Source organism: Algibacter sp. AS12, assembly GCF_046736315.1.
GTDB lineage: Bacteria > Bacteroidota > Bacteroidia > Flavobacteriales > Flavobacteriaceae > Algibacter_B > Algibacter_B amylolyticus.
The window spans coordinates 781,366-796,880 of sequence record NZ_CP151841.1 but is presented as its reverse complement, the minus strand read 5'-3'; the positions used below and the strand labels follow the sequence as shown (position 1 = coordinate 796,880).

At 34.5% G+C, this 15,515-nt stretch carries 13 protein-coding genes; 11 read left to right on the top strand and 2 right to left on the bottom strand.

The annotated features are described in order from the left end of the window. The first annotated feature begins 170 nt into the window (after nucleotides 1–170). Both AAFN75_RS03460 and AAFN75_RS03455 read left to right on the top strand, forming a co-directional pair. Complete coding sequence (locus AAFN75_RS03460; protein WP_411809268.1) at nucleotides 171–2,309, top strand: carboxy terminal-processing peptidase; 2,139 nt, start codon at nucleotides 171–173, stop codon at nucleotides 2,307–2,309. Nucleotides 2,310–2,358: 49 nt separating this feature from the next. Beyond that, nucleotides 2,359–3,453 (top strand): ABC transporter permease, encoded by a 1,095-nt coding sequence (locus AAFN75_RS03455; RefSeq protein WP_411808235.1) that lies wholly within the window; start codon nucleotides 2,359–2,361, stop codon nucleotides 3,451–3,453. A gap of 31 nt (nucleotides 3,454–3,484) precedes the next feature. Here AAFN75_RS03455 and yihA read toward each other — a convergent pair whose 3' ends face one another. After that, a complete protein-coding gene (yihA, locus tag AAFN75_RS03450) occupies nucleotides 3,485–4,096 on the bottom strand; it encodes a ribosome biogenesis GTP-binding protein YihA/YsxC (protein ID WP_411808234.1) in 612 nt (203 codons plus the stop codon). Nucleotides 4,097–4,176: 80 nt separating this feature from the next. After that, nucleotides 4,177–4,941 (bottom strand): alpha/beta fold hydrolase, encoded by a 765-nt coding sequence (locus AAFN75_RS03445; protein ID WP_411808233.1) that lies wholly within the window; start codon nucleotides 4,939–4,941, stop codon nucleotides 4,177–4,179. Nucleotides 4,942–5,267: 326 nt separating this feature from the next. Between AAFN75_RS03445 and mraZ the strand changes: the two genes are divergently transcribed. The 9 genes from mraZ to murG all read left to right on the top strand — a co-directional run bounded on the left by mraZ (nucleotide 5,268) and on the right by murG (nucleotide 15,514). Next, nucleotides 5,268–5,738 carry a division/cell wall cluster transcriptional repressor MraZ gene (mraZ, locus tag AAFN75_RS03440; RefSeq protein ID WP_411808232.1) on the top strand — a complete coding sequence of 157 codons (471 nt, stop codon included), beginning with the start codon at nucleotides 5,268–5,270 and terminating at the stop codon, nucleotides 5,736–5,738. Beyond that, nucleotides 5,725–6,621, top strand: coding sequence for a 16S rRNA (cytosine(1402)-N(4))-methyltransferase RsmH (gene rsmH, locus AAFN75_RS03435; protein WP_411808231.1), 897 nt, complete (start codon nucleotides 5,725–5,727; stop codon nucleotides 6,619–6,621). The genes mraZ and rsmH overlap by 14 nt, the downstream gene beginning before the upstream one ends. A gap of 38 nt (nucleotides 6,622–6,659) precedes the next feature. Then, nucleotides 6,660–6,977, top strand: a complete 318-nt coding sequence (locus tag AAFN75_RS03430) for an FtsL-like putative cell division protein (protein ID WP_411808230.1) — start codon at nucleotides 6,660–6,662, stop codon at nucleotides 6,975–6,977. 64 nt (nucleotides 6,978–7,041) lie between these two features. Then, nucleotides 7,042–9,003 (top strand): penicillin-binding protein, encoded by a 1,962-nt coding sequence (locus tag AAFN75_RS03425; protein ID WP_411809267.1) that lies wholly within the window; start codon nucleotides 7,042–7,044, stop codon nucleotides 9,001–9,003. Further along, nucleotides 9,000–10,463: a UDP-N-acetylmuramoyl-L-alanyl-D-glutamate--2,6-diaminopimelate ligase gene (locus AAFN75_RS03420; RefSeq protein ID WP_411808229.1), complete on the top strand. Its 1,464-nt coding sequence runs from the start codon at nucleotides 9,000–9,002 to the stop codon at nucleotides 10,461–10,463. Before AAFN75_RS03425 ends, AAFN75_RS03420 begins: the two co-directional genes overlap by 4 nt. 90 nt (nucleotides 10,464–10,553) lie before the next feature. After that, the gene (mraY, locus tag AAFN75_RS03415) at nucleotides 10,554–11,795 is read left to right on the top strand and encodes a phospho-N-acetylmuramoyl-pentapeptide-transferase (protein WP_092851363.1); all 1,242 of its coding nucleotides are present in this window, start codon (nucleotides 10,554–10,556) and stop codon (nucleotides 11,793–11,795) included. A gap of 29 nt (nucleotides 11,796–11,824) precedes the next feature. Further along, nucleotides 11,825–13,216 carry a UDP-N-acetylmuramoyl-L-alanine--D-glutamate ligase gene (gene murD / locus AAFN75_RS03410; RefSeq protein WP_411808228.1) on the top strand — a complete coding sequence of 464 codons (1,392 nt, stop codon included), beginning with the start codon at nucleotides 11,825–11,827 and terminating at the stop codon, nucleotides 13,214–13,216. A 12-nt stretch (nucleotides 13,217–13,228) separates the two neighbouring features. Next, on the top strand, nucleotides 13,229–14,422 hold the full coding sequence (locus AAFN75_RS03405) for an FtsW/RodA/SpoVE family cell cycle protein (RefSeq protein WP_411808227.1): 1,194 nt from the start codon (nucleotides 13,229–13,231) through the stop codon (nucleotides 14,420–14,422). Beyond that, nucleotides 14,423–15,514 carry an undecaprenyldiphospho-muramoylpentapeptide beta-N-acetylglucosaminyltransferase gene (gene murG / locus AAFN75_RS03400; protein ID WP_411808226.1) on the top strand — a complete coding sequence of 364 codons (1,092 nt, stop codon included), beginning with the start codon at nucleotides 14,423–14,425 and terminating at the stop codon, nucleotides 15,512–15,514. It abuts the gene before it with no gap. Nucleotide 15,515: the final 1 nt, after the last annotated feature.

The window sequence follows — 15,515 nt, the reverse complement described above, 5'->3', positions numbered from 1 at the left end:
TCTAAAATGCAACGCTAAAATACATAATTTCGGTTGTATACCCTTATTTTCTTTGCTTTAACAAAAAATTAGTAGCGTTTCAATCTCTTGGCACGGTTTTTTCTTTTATTTTAGTGAAAAATATGCTGTGCTTTTTAGAAGCAAATAAAGATTAACACATGAAAAATATTATGAAAAGGAATTATAAAGTACTCTCCTTAATGCTTTTGTTAGCGTTTGCATCCTGTAGTTTTACATCAAAGAAATTTAGTAACCCAGATAAAGACAAACTATTAATACAAATAATAACATTTGTGTTAGATCAAGGTCACTTTGATCCTATAGCATTGGACGATGAGTTTTCTGCGGAATTGTTTGCGGATTACATAGAAATTGTAGATCCTGTGAAACGTTATTTTTATCAATCGGATTACGAAGATTTTGAAGCTTTTAAATTGAATATCGACGACCAGCTTAAAGCTACAGATATTACGTTTTTTAATGTGGTTAATGAGCGCATGTTAAAACGTATTGAAGAGGCTAAAGAAATTTATAAGGAAGTGCTATCGGAACCTTTTGATTATACTATAGATGAAGATTTTGATACAAACTACGAAAATAGCACGTTTGCAAAAAACAAAAGAGAACTTAAGGATAGGTGGAGAAAGCAATTAAAGTTTTCTACACTTTCTAACTACGATGATATCCTTGAAGAAGAAAAAAGAGCTAAGGAAGCAGATCCTGATTATGTTTTAAAATCTGATGAGCAGATTGAGAAAGAAGCTAGAGAGGCGACTTTAAAATCTATAAATATTTATTTTGAAGATTATATTGATGATCAACAACGCGAAGATTGGTTTGCTATTTATGTAAATACTATTGTTGAGGAGTACGATCCGCATACATATTATCTAGCACCTAAAGGAAAAGAAGATTTCGATCAACGTATGTCGGGTAAATTAGAAGGAATTGGTGCAAGGCTTCAAAAAAGAATGGATTATATTAAAATCGTAGAATTAATTTCTGGAGGTCCGGCATGGAGAAGTAATAAGTTAGAGGTTGAAGATGTTATTTTAAAAGTGAAACAAGAAGATGAAGATGTAGCTGTAGATATAGTTGGTATGCGTATTAACGATGCTATAAAATACATTAAAGGGCCTAAAGGAACTAAAGTAACACTTACCATTAAAAAGGTAGATGGTTCTGTAAAAGATGTCGAAATTGTGAGAGATGTAGTAGAGTTGGTTGAAACTTACGCTAAGGCATCAATAGTAGAGAAGGATAATATGAAGTTTGGTATAATTAACTTACCTGCTTTTTATGTCGATTTTCAAGATTATAAAAACATTAATGCAGCAAAGGATGTTAAGGAAGAAATTGAGCGTTTAAAAGCCGATGGTATGCAAGGTTTAGTGCTAGATTTACGTAATAATGGCGGTGGGTCTTTACCTGCAGTTGTGGACATGGCAGGATTATTTATTAAAGATGGTCCCATTGTTCAGGTACGCTCTACAGATCAGCCAAAGGAGGTTTTAAGAGATAGAGATAAATCTATTTCTTGGGATGGTCCATTAGTTATCTTAGTTAACGAGATTTCGGCTTCGGCTTCAGAAATTATGGCTGCAGCAATGCAAGATTACAAACGTGCCATTATTATTGGAGGTAAGCAGACGTATGGTAAAGGAACCGTACAAAATGTAATAGACTTAAATAATATGCTGCGAAATAATACAAGTGGCGATTTAGGTGCTTTGGCACTTACAAGGCAGAAATACTACAGAATTAATGGTGGTTCTGTACAATTAGAAGGTGTTAAAAGTGATGTAAATGTACCAGGGCGTTTTAGTTTTATTGATGTAGGTGAAAAGGATAAAGATAATCCGTTACCTTATGATGAAATTGATGCAGCCGATTATACACCTTGGGATCATTATTTCGATTACGATGCAACTATTGCTAATAGTAAAAAGCGCATGAGCACTAACGGTCAATTAAAACTTATTGAAGAAAATGCTAAATGGGTGAAAAGTAAAATTGACGAAACAGTTTTCTCTTTAAACTATAAAACTTACAAAGCGCAATTAGAAGCTAATGAGGCTGAATCGAAAAAATTCGATGCTATGTCAGATTACGATTCAAATTTAACTTTCCAGTCTCATGGTTTTGAAAAAGCCTTAATAGCTCAAGATACTACCGATTTAAAAGAAAAACGCGATCGCTGGCATGCTAGTTTAAAAAAAGATGTTTATGTTGAAGAGGCGCTTAATGTGCTGGAAGATTTAAAATCGGCATATCCTATGAAAAAGGTAGCATCTACGGTTCAAAATTAAATTATAGTAGAATTCATTTTAACAGAGTTCTTTTACAAAATATATTAAAATGAGTCATAAATCAAACTCACTAAAACAAGTAGCGCTCCAAAAGTTTAAAAAGAACTTTTGGGGCGTTTTTAGTTTTTACTTTATCGTTTTGGTAGGTTTAGTATCCGTGTTTGCTTATGTGTTTGCACCAGATAATTCGCAATACGCAAATCAAATGCATTTGGCTATCCATTCAGAAAAACCTGGATTTAAAGTAATCATGCTTACAATACCTTCAAAAATAAAAGTGGATCAAAGTGCTTTTGATAAACTATTCTTCGGAAAGAAAAATACAGATTCAGAGATTCCTATTGCGTCATATACTATTAAGGATGATGAATTGGAATATAAAGAATATGCTGCTGATGGACTAGAAGGTGCAGAAAAAACGATTAAGCTAAGTGTGTTTCCTGATGGAAAAGTAAAAGATTTTATTAAAGAAAAAACATTCCTTTTTGGTACAGATAAATACGGCCGCGATTTATTAAGTCGGGTTTTAGTTGGAGCAAGAATTTCCTTTTTTATAGGGTTTGTTGCAGTTCTTATTTCATTGGTAATTGGCATATTTATGGGGAGCGTAGCAGGTTATTTTGGAGGTAAAGTAGATGCTGTTATTATGTGGATTATAAATGTAACATGGTCAATCCCTACGCTATTATTAGTTATTGCTATTACTTTAGCTTTAGGAAAAGGTTTTTGGCAAGTGTTTATTGCAGTGGGTTTAACTATGTGGGTTGAGGTTGCTAGGGTAGTGCGCGGGCAAATAATTAGTACAAAGGAAATGCAATATGTTACTGCAGCAAGGGCACTTGGTTATACCGATTTAAGAATTATAGTAAAGCATATTTTGCCAAATATTATGGCGCCAGTTATTGTAATATCGGCAGCAAATTTTGCGGGTGCCATTTTAATAGAAAGCGGATTAAGTTTTTTAGGTATTGGTGCGCAACCTCCAATGGCAAGTTGGGGTGCTATGATTAAAGATCATTACAATTATATTATTTTAGGTAAACCTTATTTAGCTATTATTCCCGGACTATGTATAATGAGTTTGGTAATGGCGTTTATGTTAATAGGGAATGCGCTTAGGGATGCGTTGGATGTGAAAAATTAAAAGCGATATTTAAATAATAAAGTGAATTACCTTAATTAGCTTCCAAATTCATATTCTCATTCAATCCATCAATATAGCCTAAAACATCGTCTTTCCCAATGTCTTTAGATGATGAAGTAATAAAGCAGTTAGGTACTTCTACCCAAGTTTCTAAAAGGATGTTTTTATAGTCGTCAACGTGTTTCTCAATAGCTTGAGGACGCAATTTATCAGCTTTAGTAAATATAATTGAAAACGGAATACCGTTTTCCCCTAACCATTGCATGAATTCTAAATCGATTGGCTGTGGCGTGTGTCTAATATCAACCAAAACAAAAGCCGTTACAAGTTGTTCGCGTAAGCCAAAATACTGGGTTATAAATTTTTGAAAGACTTTCTTAGAGCTTTTAGAAACACGTGCGTAACCATAACCTGGTAAATCTACCAAGTGCCAGTTGTTATTTATTAAAAAGTGATTAATAAGTTGTGTTTTTCCTGGTCTTCCCGAGGTTTTAGCTAAACTTTTTCTGCTTGTTAGCATATTTATTAATGAAGATTTTCCAACATTACTACGGCCAATAAAAGCATACTCCGGTAATCTGCTTTTTGGGCATTTGGCAACATCAGAGTTACTCATTACAAATTCGGCAGATTTAATTTTCATTAGAAATGTGTTTTTGTTATTCCCTCGAAAGAGGAAATCTCATTAATGGGATTTAGAGTTTTTTCTTTTGGAATTTATTACTAGAATCCTCGTTTTTGTAACCAAGCATAAAGAATGTCGTTAAATTCTTGAGGGTGTTCCATCATAGCAGCATGCCCGCATTTGTCTATCCAAAACAATTCAGAATCTGGTAATAATTCATTAAATTCTTCGGCAACTTCTGGAGGTGTAACGCCATCGTTTTTACCCCAAATTATGCAAGTTGGTGTCGATAGTGTTGGTAGATCTTTAGCCATATTATGTCTTATAGCACTTTTGGCAATAGCTAAAGTTTTTATAAGCTTGTTTCGGTCGTTTACGGTTTCGTAAACCTCATCTACAATTTCTTTAGTGGCAACCTCAGGGTCGTAAAACACATCTTGAGCTTTCTTCTTAATTACCTCGTAGTCACTACGTTTGGTGTATCCGCCTCCCATAGCGTTTTCGTACAGTCCAGAGCTTCCCGTAATTATTAAAGCTTTAACACTTTCTGGGTAAAGTTTGGTGTGGTATAAGCCTATGTGGCCACCCAAAGAGTTTCCTAATAAAATAACTTCTTTGTAGCCTTTAAATTCAATAAAGTCATGCAAGTATTTTGCAAAATGCTTTACGTTAGTTTTAAGCAAAGATTTACTGTAAAGTGGTAACTCGGGGATTACTATTTTATACCCTTTGGTGCAAAAATATTCAGTTACAGCGTCAAAGTTACTTAATCCTCCCATTAAGCCATGTAACACTATTATTGGAGTGCCTTCACCTGCTTCTATATAGCTGTATTTTTCTTCTTTTTTTAAACGATGCGTCATTAATCAGTTAGTCATTCATTCGTTAAAAACAAATATAGTTATTTCATTCATATTTCTACTATAATTATTGCTTTCAAGTAAAATGAATTGTGTTACGGAGTGAAATTTAGAAAAACCAAAAACTAACATATTAACAATCTTGTAATTCGAGTATTAAAGTTTGAAATCGAAGTTCTTGTTATGCGATGTGGTGTTTTCTATTTTCAGAAATCGGATTAAAATCGTAATTAATCGAAAATTTATTAACAAAGTGGTATATAGTGGTATAAAGTGGGATTATTTTCAATATATTTGACATTTAAACGTTTAAAGTTTAGCAAAACGCATTGGATTTAATAACAGGCACATACGATTGTAAGGTTGATGCAAAAGGCAGATTAATGATGCCTGCTGCAATCAAAAAGCAACTTTCTGCAATTTTGCAGGATGGTTTTGTGTTGCGTCGTTCTGTTTTTCAAAAATGCCTAGAACTTTACCCAATGGGCGAATGGCAGGCGTTAATGGGAAAAATGAATAAGCTAAATAAGTTTAAAAAGAAGAATAACGATTTTATTAGAAGGTTTACTGCTGGAGCCAAAATGGTTGAGGTAGATGTTAATGGTAGGTTGTTAATTCCTAAGGAATTAACGGTTTTTTCAGGTATTTCTAAAAATATAGTGGTGGCTTCGGCAATCAATATTATTGAGATTTGGGATAAGGATTTGTATGAACAAGCTATTGATGATGCTGCAATTGATTTTGCGGATTTGGCAGAGGAAGTAATGGGACAAGACGATGACGAGCATGGAATATCATAATCCGGTACTTTTAAAGGAAACAGTTGATGGGTTGAATATAAATCCAGATGGTGTTTATGTGGATGTCACTTTTGGTGGCGGTGGCCATAGTAAAGAAATTTTAAGTAGGCTAAGTGATAAAGGAAAGTTGTATGCTTTCGATCAAGATCCAGATGCGCTTGAAAATGTAATTGATGATGATAGGTTTACGCTTATACATGAGAATTTTAGGTTTGTAAAGCGATTTTTGAGGTTTCACGGCGCAAAAGAAGTGGATGGGGTTTTAGCAGATTTTGGGGTGTCATCGCATCAGTTTGATGTTGCGGAACGTGGTTTTTCAACAAGGTTTGAAGCAGATTTGGATATGCGGATGAATCAACAAAATAAATTATCTGCTTTTCATGTCATTAATGAGTATGATGAGGCGCAGTTAAAGCAAGTGTTTTTGCAATATGGCGAGTTGCGTGCAGCACCAGCCATGGCAAGATTAATTGTTGAGTATAGAGAGACTGAACCAATAGTAACAAGTGAACAGTTAAAAAAAGTTTTAGCTAAGTTTTTGCCACCGCGTTTTGAGAATAAAGTTTTGGCTCAAATTTATCAAGCTATAAGAATAGAGGTTAATCAAGAAATTGAGGTTTTAAAAGAGTTTTTATTGCAAACTCCGGAAGTGTTAAAAGTTGGCGGTCGATTAAGTTTTATATCCTATCACTCTCTCGAAGATAGGTTGGTAAAACGATTTATTAGAAATGGCATGTTCGAAGGGGAACCAGAACGTGATATGTTTGGGAACTTTGAAGTGCCTCTAAAAAAGGTAAATGGCTTAATTGTGCCAACTGCAGAAGAGATTAAAATTAATAATAGGGCAAGAAGTGCAAAGCTTCGTATTGCAGAAAAGCTATAAATAAGCTTTTAATCCTTCCTTATAGTAAGAAGTAAAGAATGAAGAAGAATATCTATAACATATTAAAGGGTACTTTTTTAATTAGTGACGATTCGTTTAAAAGCTGGCGGTTAATACTTTTTATTTCTGGGTTAGCAATAGTAATGATTGCGAGTTCGCATAGTGCAGATAAAAAGGTCTATGAAATTGCTCGATTAAAAAATGAAGTAAAAGAAATGCGATCGGCATTTGTAGATGGTCGATCGAAACTCATGAGGCTTAAAATGGAGTCGAATGTGGTAATAGTAATGAAAGAAAAAGGGTTGGCCCCTTCAGTAAATCCGCCAAAAAAAATAAAGATTAAAAAGAATAATTGATTATAAAACCTTGGCAGTAAACGAAAAAAACATATTAAACCGTTTGTATTTTATAGCTGGATGTATGTTCATCTTCGGGCTTGCTGTGGTGTTTAAATTGTTAAGCATTCAGTTTCTTCAAGGTGATGCATATAGAGCAAAAGCCACAGAGCGTGTTGTTAAAAATGTTGTGATTCCTGCTAATAGAGGTAATGTGTATTCTGTAAACGGAAATCTGTTGGCAACCTCAATTCCTAAGTACGATATTCGTTTTGATGCCTTAACTCCAAACGCTAAAACTTTCGAAAAATACGTAAAACCACTTTGCGATTCACTTTCAAAATATTCTGGCAAATCAGCGACTAAGCTTTTAAAAGATCTTAGACGTGCTCGTGCTAATAAAAATCGTTACTACTTGTTGGCTAGAAATATTGGCTATTCTGATTATATCCGATTAAGAAATTTTCCATTATTAAAATTAGGAGCTTTTAAAGGCGGGTTAATTGTAGAGCAAACCACAAAACGTGAGCATCCAATGGGTGGTATTGCGCAAAGAACTATAGGTTATGAACGTGTTGATGATAAAGGCAATGTAACAAGACCTGGTATTGATGGTGCTTTTGGTGTTAAGTATTTGCGAGGTGTAGATGGGCAGCGTAAAAAACAGCAAATTGGTAAAGGGCAATGGAAGCCTTTAAGTGATGCAAATGAAATTGAGCCACAAGATGGTTACGATGTTTACACTACTATCGATGTAAACATTCAAGATATTGCACATCATGCTTTATTAGCACAGTTAGAAAAATATAAGGCAGATCATGGTTGTGTGGCGGTTATGGAAACCAAAACTGGAGAGATTCGTGCCATTTCAAATTTAGGAAGAAATAAAAACGGACATTATTATGAGCGTTTAAATTATGCGGTTGGTGAGAGTCACGAGTCTGGTTCAACGTTTAAACTTATGGCGCTCGCAGCGGCTTTTGAAGATAAAGTAGCTGATACCAGCGATGTGGTAGATACGGAAAAAGGTGTTTTAAGTTTTTACGGTAAAAAAGTACGTGATTCCAAGTATGGTGGTTACGGGAAAATATCCGTTTCTAAGGCTTTTGAGGTGTCTTCCAATACAGGTATTGTAAAAATTATAGATCAGGGCTACAGAAAAAATCCTGAAAAGTTTGTAGACAGATTATATGACATGAACCTAAATAATGGTTTGGACTTACCAATTATAGGAGAGCCTATGCCAATTATACCAGATCCAAGAGTTAAAAACGGACGTTGGAGTGGTATTGCTTTACAATGGATGGCCTATGGTTATGGCGTGTCGTTTACTCCTTTGCAAACACTTACCTTTTACAATGCTGTTGCTAACGATGGTGTTATGGTTAAGCCTAGGTTTTTAAGAGAGGTTAAGGAATTTGATAAGGTTATAGAGCCTTTTGAAAGAGAGGTTATTAACGAACAAATCTGCTCTAAAGAAACGATTTCTAAGCTGCAAGCACTGCTTAAAAATGTTGTAGAGAAAAAACACGGTACGGGACATCGTTTGTATTCTAAAAACTTTTCTATGGCAGGAAAAACAGGAACGTGTCAAAAGGATTATAGCGATAAGTCTAAATTAAACTATATCTCATCTTTTGCAGGTTATTTCCCTGCCGAAAACCCAAAGTATTCATGCATTGTTGTTATTCACGAGCCCGATAAAGGTGTTGGGTATTATGGAGCAGATGTGTCAGGACCAGTTTTTAAAAGGGTGGCTCAAAAAATTTATACAGATACGCCTTTAATAGATGAGGTTGAAACCTTACAAATGAATGTTGCAGATGTTGATAAAGAATATGAAGGGTTTTATAAAACAGCACAAACCTATAAAACAATAATGCCAAATTTAATTGGTATGCCAGCAATGGATGCGATTGTTTTACTTGAAAATATGCAGATTGATGTTACCGTGAAATTAAGTGGAAATGGCATTGTAAAATCACAATCTGTAGATAAAAACACAAAACTTAAAGATAACCAAACCGTAGTTTTAAAAGCATCATGATAGCACTAAAAGACATACTTTATAAGGCTACTATAAACGCGGTAGTTGGCAGCACAAATATAGATGTTGTGGCTATTAATTTCGATTCTAGAAAAATCGAAAATAATCATGCTTTCGTGGCTATTCGTGGTTTGGTTGCCGATGGGCACGATTATATAGACAAGGCTATAAGTGGTGGTGCTACAAGTGTAATTTGCGAAAATTTACCTGATAACTTGGTTGAAGGCGTTACTTATGTAGAGGTTGATAATACAAGTAGAGCATTGGCAATTATGGCTTCAAATTTTTATGGTAATCCATCAGAGAATTTAAGACTTGTTGGTGTAACGGGAACAAACGGGAAAACTACGGTAAGTAGCTTATTGTATCAGTTGTTTAAAAAAGCGGGTTACAAAGTAGGTTTGTTATCTACTGTAAAAATTATGGTGGATGAGGTAGAGTATAAAGCAACTCATACCACGCCAGATTCCTTAACTATAAACAGATATTTAAGCGAAATGAATGCTGAAGGTGTCGAGTTTTGCTTTATGGAGGTAAGCTCTCATGGTATTCATCAGTTTAGAACAGAAGGTTTGCATTTTGAAGGCGGCATTTTTACTAATCTGTCTCACGATCATTTAGATTATCACAGCACATTTGCCGAGTATAGAGATGTAAAGAAGAAATTTTTTGATGAGCTGTCCAGTCGCGCCTTTGCACTAGTAAATGCCGACGATAAAAATGGATTAGTTATGCTGCAAAACACTAAGGCTAAGACATACACTTATGCTTTAAAACAGTATGCCGATTACAAAACTCAAATTCTAGAAAATCAATTTGGAGGCTTGTTATTAAAGGTGAATGATAGTGAGGTGTGGACACGACTTATTGGGAATTTTAACGCCTATAATGTTTTGGCTATTTACGCTACTGCGGAATTGTTAGGTCTCGAGAAAGTTGAAGTATTACGTTTAATAAGTGATTTAGAAAGTGTTAGCGGAAGGTTTCAATATATTATTTCAGATGAAAAAATAACAGCCATTGTTGATTATGCGCATACACCTGATGCATTAAAAAACGTGTTAGAAACCATAAACAGCATACGTACTAAAAATGAAGAACTTATTACGGTTGTAGGCTGTGGTGGAGATAGAGATAGAACAAAGCGTCCTAAAATGGGGCATATCGCATCGGCATTAAGTACAAAAGTGATTTTTACTAGTGATAATCCACGTAGTGAAAAACCAGAAGATATTTTAAGTGAGATTGAAGCGGGTGTTGAGCCTCAAAATTTCAAGAAAACATTAACTATTTCAGATAGAAAACAGGCTATAAAAACGGCCTGCCAAATGGCGCAGCCAAACGATATCATTTTAATAGCCGGAAAGGGTCATGAAACCTATCAGGAAGTAAATGGTGTGCGTAGCGATTTCGATGATCTTAAAATAGTAAAAGAACTTTTAAAACAATTACAGAAATGAGCATGTTTATAAAGCTCATACTAACAAAAATGTTTAATGGCGAATTACATCTGGTCATTGATAACATTATAAAACAACAGATGAAATAATATGCTGTACTACCTATTTGAATATTTAGAAAAACAGTTTCAACTTCCTGGAGCTTCACTTTTTGGGTTTTTAACCTTTAGAGCGGCTTTGGCTATGATTTTATCACTGTTAATTTCTACTATTTATGGTAAAAGAATTATTCGCTTTTTGCAAAAAAAGCAAATGGGAGAAACTATTAGAGATTTAGGTTTAGAAGGACAAAAAGAAAAGGCCGGAACCCCTACTATGGGCGGTTTAATTATTATTCTAGCTACTTTAATACCGGTGTTTTTGTTAGCGAAACTCGAGAATATTTATATCATTCTTTTAATAGTAACCACCCTATGGATGGGTGTTATTGGTTTTATTGATGATTATTTAAAAAAGTTTAAAAACGATAAAGAAGGCTTAAAAGGTAGGTTTAAAGTGTTGGGCCAAATAGGCTTAGGGATTATTGTTGGGGCAACGTTGTTTTTTCATCAAGATGTCACCATGAAAGAGAAGTTGCCAATAGAGGAGCAACGTGTTTTATTAGCTCAAAACCCAGATATAGAAGCTTCAAAATTATTTAAGCAAGAGGTAAAATCAACACAAACAACAATTCCTTTTGTAAAAGGAAATGAGTTTGATTATGCAAAAGTAATCACATGGATTAGTCCGAGTTTAGAAAAGTATGCATGGGTTATATTCATTTTAGTAACCATTTTTATAATAACTGCGGTATCAAACGGGGCAAACCTAACCGATGGTATAGATGGTTTAGCAGCCGGTACATCGGCAATTATCGTGCTTACATTAGGCATTTTTGCATGGGTTTCTGGTAATATTATTTTCTCGGAATACTTGAATATTATGTATATCCCAAGGGTTGAGGAAATTACCATTTATATAGCAGCATTTGTAGGGGCGCTTATTGGGTTTTTATGGTACAATACCTATCCGGCTCAAGTGTTTATGGGAGATACAGGAAGTTTAACTATTGGCGGAATTATTGCGGTTATTGCTATAGCCGTGCGTAAAGAATGGTTAATACCTGTGTTGTGCGGGATATTTTTAGCCGAAAACTTATCGGTTGTTATGCAGGTAAGTTGGTTTAAGTATACCAAAAAGAAATATGGTGAAGGACGACGCATTTTTAAAATGTCGCCTTTGCATCATCATTATCAAAAATCAGGATATCATGAAAGTAAAATTGTTACAAGATTCTGGATTATAGGCATATTACTAGCTATCCTGTCTATTGTAACATTGAAAATACGATAAATTTCAGCGAAAGCGGGAATCTAGTAATAATGAAAACGAAAAAGGAAAATCAACCGAGTAAACAGCTCTCCTCATTTGGAGGAGTTGGAGGAGGCTTTTTAGTGATATTAGGAGGAGGGGAAAGTGGTGTTGGAACAGCACTTTTAGGAAAAGCGAAGGGCTATGAAGTTTTTGTTTCAGATAAAGGAAAAATAAAAGAAAAGTACAAACAAGTTCTTATACATAATGAGATTGAATGGGAAGATGAATCGCATACGGAATCTAAGATTCTAAATGCCGATATCGTCATGAAAAGCCCTGGAATTCCTGATAAAGTTGAATTGATAAAACAAATTCGAAAAAAAGGTATTCCAGTAGTTTCAGAAATTGAATTTGCTTCAAAATTTACCGAAGCTACAATAGTTGGAATTACGGGTAGTAATGGAAAAACAACAACGGCTACATTAACGCATCACATTTTAAAGGAAGCGTTAAATGTGGGGTTGGCAGGTAATATTGGCGACAGTTTTGCGAAACAGGTTTTGGAAGAAGACTTTAAAAACTATGTCTTGGAAATAAGTAGTTTTCAGTTAGACGATATTATCGATTTTAAACCAAACATAGCTGTATTGTTAAACATTACTCCAGATCATTTAGATAGATATGATTACAAATTCGAAAATTATATCAAATCTAAATTCAGAATTGCCATGAATCAAACTAAAGATGATTATTTGATTTATGATGCCGATGATGAAGTGATTGTAGAGCATTTAAAAAATAACCCAGTTCAATCCACATTATTGCCGTTTTCATTAGTAAAACCTATAAAAAATGGCGCGTATTTGGACAACGAAAATATTAGACTAACAATAAATAACAACGAGATAATTATGCCAACAGCTAAAATAAAACTAGAAGGAAACCACAATACTAAAAATGCAATGGCGGCCTCTACTGTAGCGCATTTGCTTAAAATTAGAAAGCAAACAATAAGAGAAAGTTTAGAGAACTTTCAGGCTGTTGAGCATCGTTTAGAAGAGGTGCTTAAAATAAATAAAGTACAGTACATAAACGATTCTAAGGCAACTAACGTAAATGCTACATATTACGCTTTGGAAAGTATGAGCGCTCCAACAGTTTGGATTGTTGGTGGTGTGGATAAGGGTAATAATTACGAAGAGCTATTTCCGTTTATAAACGAAAAAGTAAAAGCCATAATTTGTTTAGGTGTCGATAATGAAAAATTGATGAATACCTTCGGGAATATGGTCGATGTAATTATTGAAACGCAATACATGCAAGAGGCTGTTAAAATAGCTTACAAATTATCTGAATCTGGTGATAGTGTGTTGTTATCGCCAGCGTGTGCAAGTTTCGATTTATTTGAAAACTATGAAGACCGCGGACGTCAATTTAAAGATGCAGTAAGAAACTTATAATATTAAATTTAAGTGCAAACATTATTTAACAACATAAAAGGAGATCGTTTAATTTGGGCAATAGTTGCGCTATTGGCTATTTTATCGTTTTTACCCGTGTACAGTGCGGCCAGTAATTTGGCGTATAAAGGCACGGGAGGAAATACCTTTACTTTTTTTATTAAACATTTTGTGCACTTAATTTTAGGTTTTGCTATAATTTACGGCGTACATAAAATTCCATATAGGTATTTTAAAGGCCTGTCTTTAATAATGATACCAATTGTTTTGGTTTTACTAGCTATAACCATGATGCAAGGCACAACAATAGCTGGGGCAAATGCTAGTAGATGGATACGTATTCCATTTGTGGGTATGTCTTTTCAAACATCAACTCTAGCGGCTGTTGTTTTAATGGTTTATGTAGCGCGATATATGTCCAAAATTAAAGAGGAAACAGTAACCTTCAAGGCGTCTATTTTACCGCTTTGGATTCCTGTTTTTTTAGTGCTTATATTAATTTTACCTGCCAACTTTTCAACGGCAGCTATCATGTTTTTAATGGTTGTTATGTTGGTGTTTCTTGGTGGATATCCACTGCGTTATTTGGCAGTAATTATAGGTTCGGGGATATTGGTTTTAACCTTGTTTATATTAATAGCTAAGGCGTTTCCAGATGCAATGCCTAATAGGATTGATACATGGATGGGACGAATTGAAAGTTTTTCTAACCCAGAAGATACCGAAGCCGATTATCAAATAGAAAAAGCAAAAATTGCCATTGCAACAGGTCAAATTTGGGGTGTTGGTCCGGGTAAAAGCATGCAGAAGAATTTTTTACCACAATCATCATCCGATTTCATTTTTGCTATAATTATTGAAGAGTATGGCTTAATAGGTGGCTTTGTAATTATGACGCTTTACTTGTGGTTTCTGTTTAGGGTTGTTATTGTAGCTCAAAAATCAGATACCATATTTGGTAAGTTGTTAGTGCTAGGTGTTGGTTTGCCTATTGTTTTTCAGGCCTTAATAAATATGGCTGTAGCGGTTGAGTTGTTTCCGGTTACGGGACAAACATTGCCATTAATTAGTAGTGGTGGTACATCTATTTGGATGACTTGTTTGGCTATTGGAATTATATTAAGTGTTAGCGCAAAACGAGAAGAGATAAAGGAACAAGAAATTAATGAAGATAATCCGTTAGAAATTTTAAGCGAGGCCATTTAAATGAATAAATATAAAATCATATTATCCGGAGGAGGAACAGGAGGTCATATCTATCCTGCCATCGCTATTGCTAACGAGTTAAAATCTCGTTTTCCAGATGCCGAATTTTTATTTGTAGGTGCCAAAGATAGAATGGAGATGGAAAAAGTGCCTCAATCTGGATATCAGATTAAAGGTTTATGGATTTCTGGTATTCAGCGTAAGCTAACTTTAAAAAATTTAAGTTTCCCGTTTAAGGTTATAAGTAGTCTTTGGGAGGCTCGTAAAATAATAAAATCATTTAAGCCAGATGTAGCTATTGGTACTGGTGGTTTTGCAAGTGGTCCATTATTACAAGCTGCGGCTTCAAGTAATATTCCAACTTTAATTCAAGAGCAAAACTCTTATCCGGGAATTACCAATAAACTACTAGCTAAAAAAGCACAGAAAATTTGTGTTGCTTATGATGGTTTAGAACGCTTTTTTCCAAAGGAGAAAATAATTAAAACAGGTAATCCGGTTCGCCAAGGCTTATTGAATGTAGAAACAAAAATTGAAGAGGCAAAGCGCTTTTTTAATTTGGAGCCCAACAAGGTTACGCTACTTATTATTGGTGGTAGTTTGGGGTCTAGAAGGATTAATCAATTAATCGAGAAGAAATTAGATTTTTTCGATACGCATAACATTCAAATTATATGGCAATGCGGAAAATTATATTACCAGCAATATAAAATTTGTGATAATACAAAAGGAATTCAAGTGTATCAGTTTTTAAACAACATGGATTTTGCTTATGCTGCTGCAGATATTGTAATCTCTAGAGCAGGAGCAGGCTCGGTGTCCGAATTATGCATAGTAGGTAAGCCGGTAATTTTTATTCCTTCGCCAAATGTGGCAGAAGACCATCAAACCAAAAATGCGATGGCTATTGTCAATGAAGATGCTGCTATTTTAATAAAAGAAGAAGATTTAGATGCCGATTTTGAAAACAAATTTTCTCAGCTTTTAAACGCGCCAGTAAGACAGAAAACATTATCAGATAATATTAAAAAATTAGCATTAATAAATGCAACTAAAGATATAGCTGACGAGGTAGAAAAACTTCTGAAATAAA

Bases quoted from the DNA above. Each gene is read 5' to 3' on its own strand.
- AAFN75_RS03460 (WP_411809268.1), top strand. From the start codon at position 171: ATGAAAAGGAATTATAAAGTACTCTCCTTAATGCTTTTGTTAGCGTTT.
- AAFN75_RS03455 (WP_411808235.1), top strand. From the start codon at position 2,359: ATGAGTCATAAATCAAACTCACTAAAACAAGTAGCGCTCCAAAAGTTT.
- yihA (WP_411808234.1), bottom strand. From the start codon at position 4,096: ATGAAAATTAAATCTGCCGAATTTGTAATGAGTAACTCTGATGTTGCC.
- AAFN75_RS03445 (WP_411808233.1), bottom strand. From the start codon at position 4,941: ATGACGCATCGTTTAAAAAAAGAAGAAAAATACAGCTATATAGAAGCA.
- rsmH (WP_411808231.1), top strand. From the start codon at position 5,725: ATGGAATATCATAATCCGGTACTTTTAAAGGAAACAGTTGATGGGTTG.
- AAFN75_RS03430 (WP_411808230.1), top strand. From the start codon at position 6,660: ATGAAGAAGAATATCTATAACATATTAAAGGGTACTTTTTTAATTAGT.
- AAFN75_RS03425 (WP_411809267.1), top strand. From the start codon at position 7,042: ATGTTCATCTTCGGGCTTGCTGTGGTGTTTAAATTGTTAAGCATTCAG.
- AAFN75_RS03420 (WP_411808229.1), top strand. From the start codon at position 9,000: ATGATAGCACTAAAAGACATACTTTATAAGGCTACTATAAACGCGGTA.
- mraY (WP_092851363.1), top strand. From the start codon at position 10,554: ATGCTGTACTACCTATTTGAATATTTAGAAAAACAGTTTCAACTTCCT.
- murD (WP_411808228.1), top strand. From the start codon at position 11,825: ATGAAAACGAAAAAGGAAAATCAACCGAGTAAACAGCTCTCCTCATTT.
- murG (WP_411808226.1), top strand. From the start codon at position 14,423: ATGAATAAATATAAAATCATATTATCCGGAGGAGGAACAGGAGGTCAT.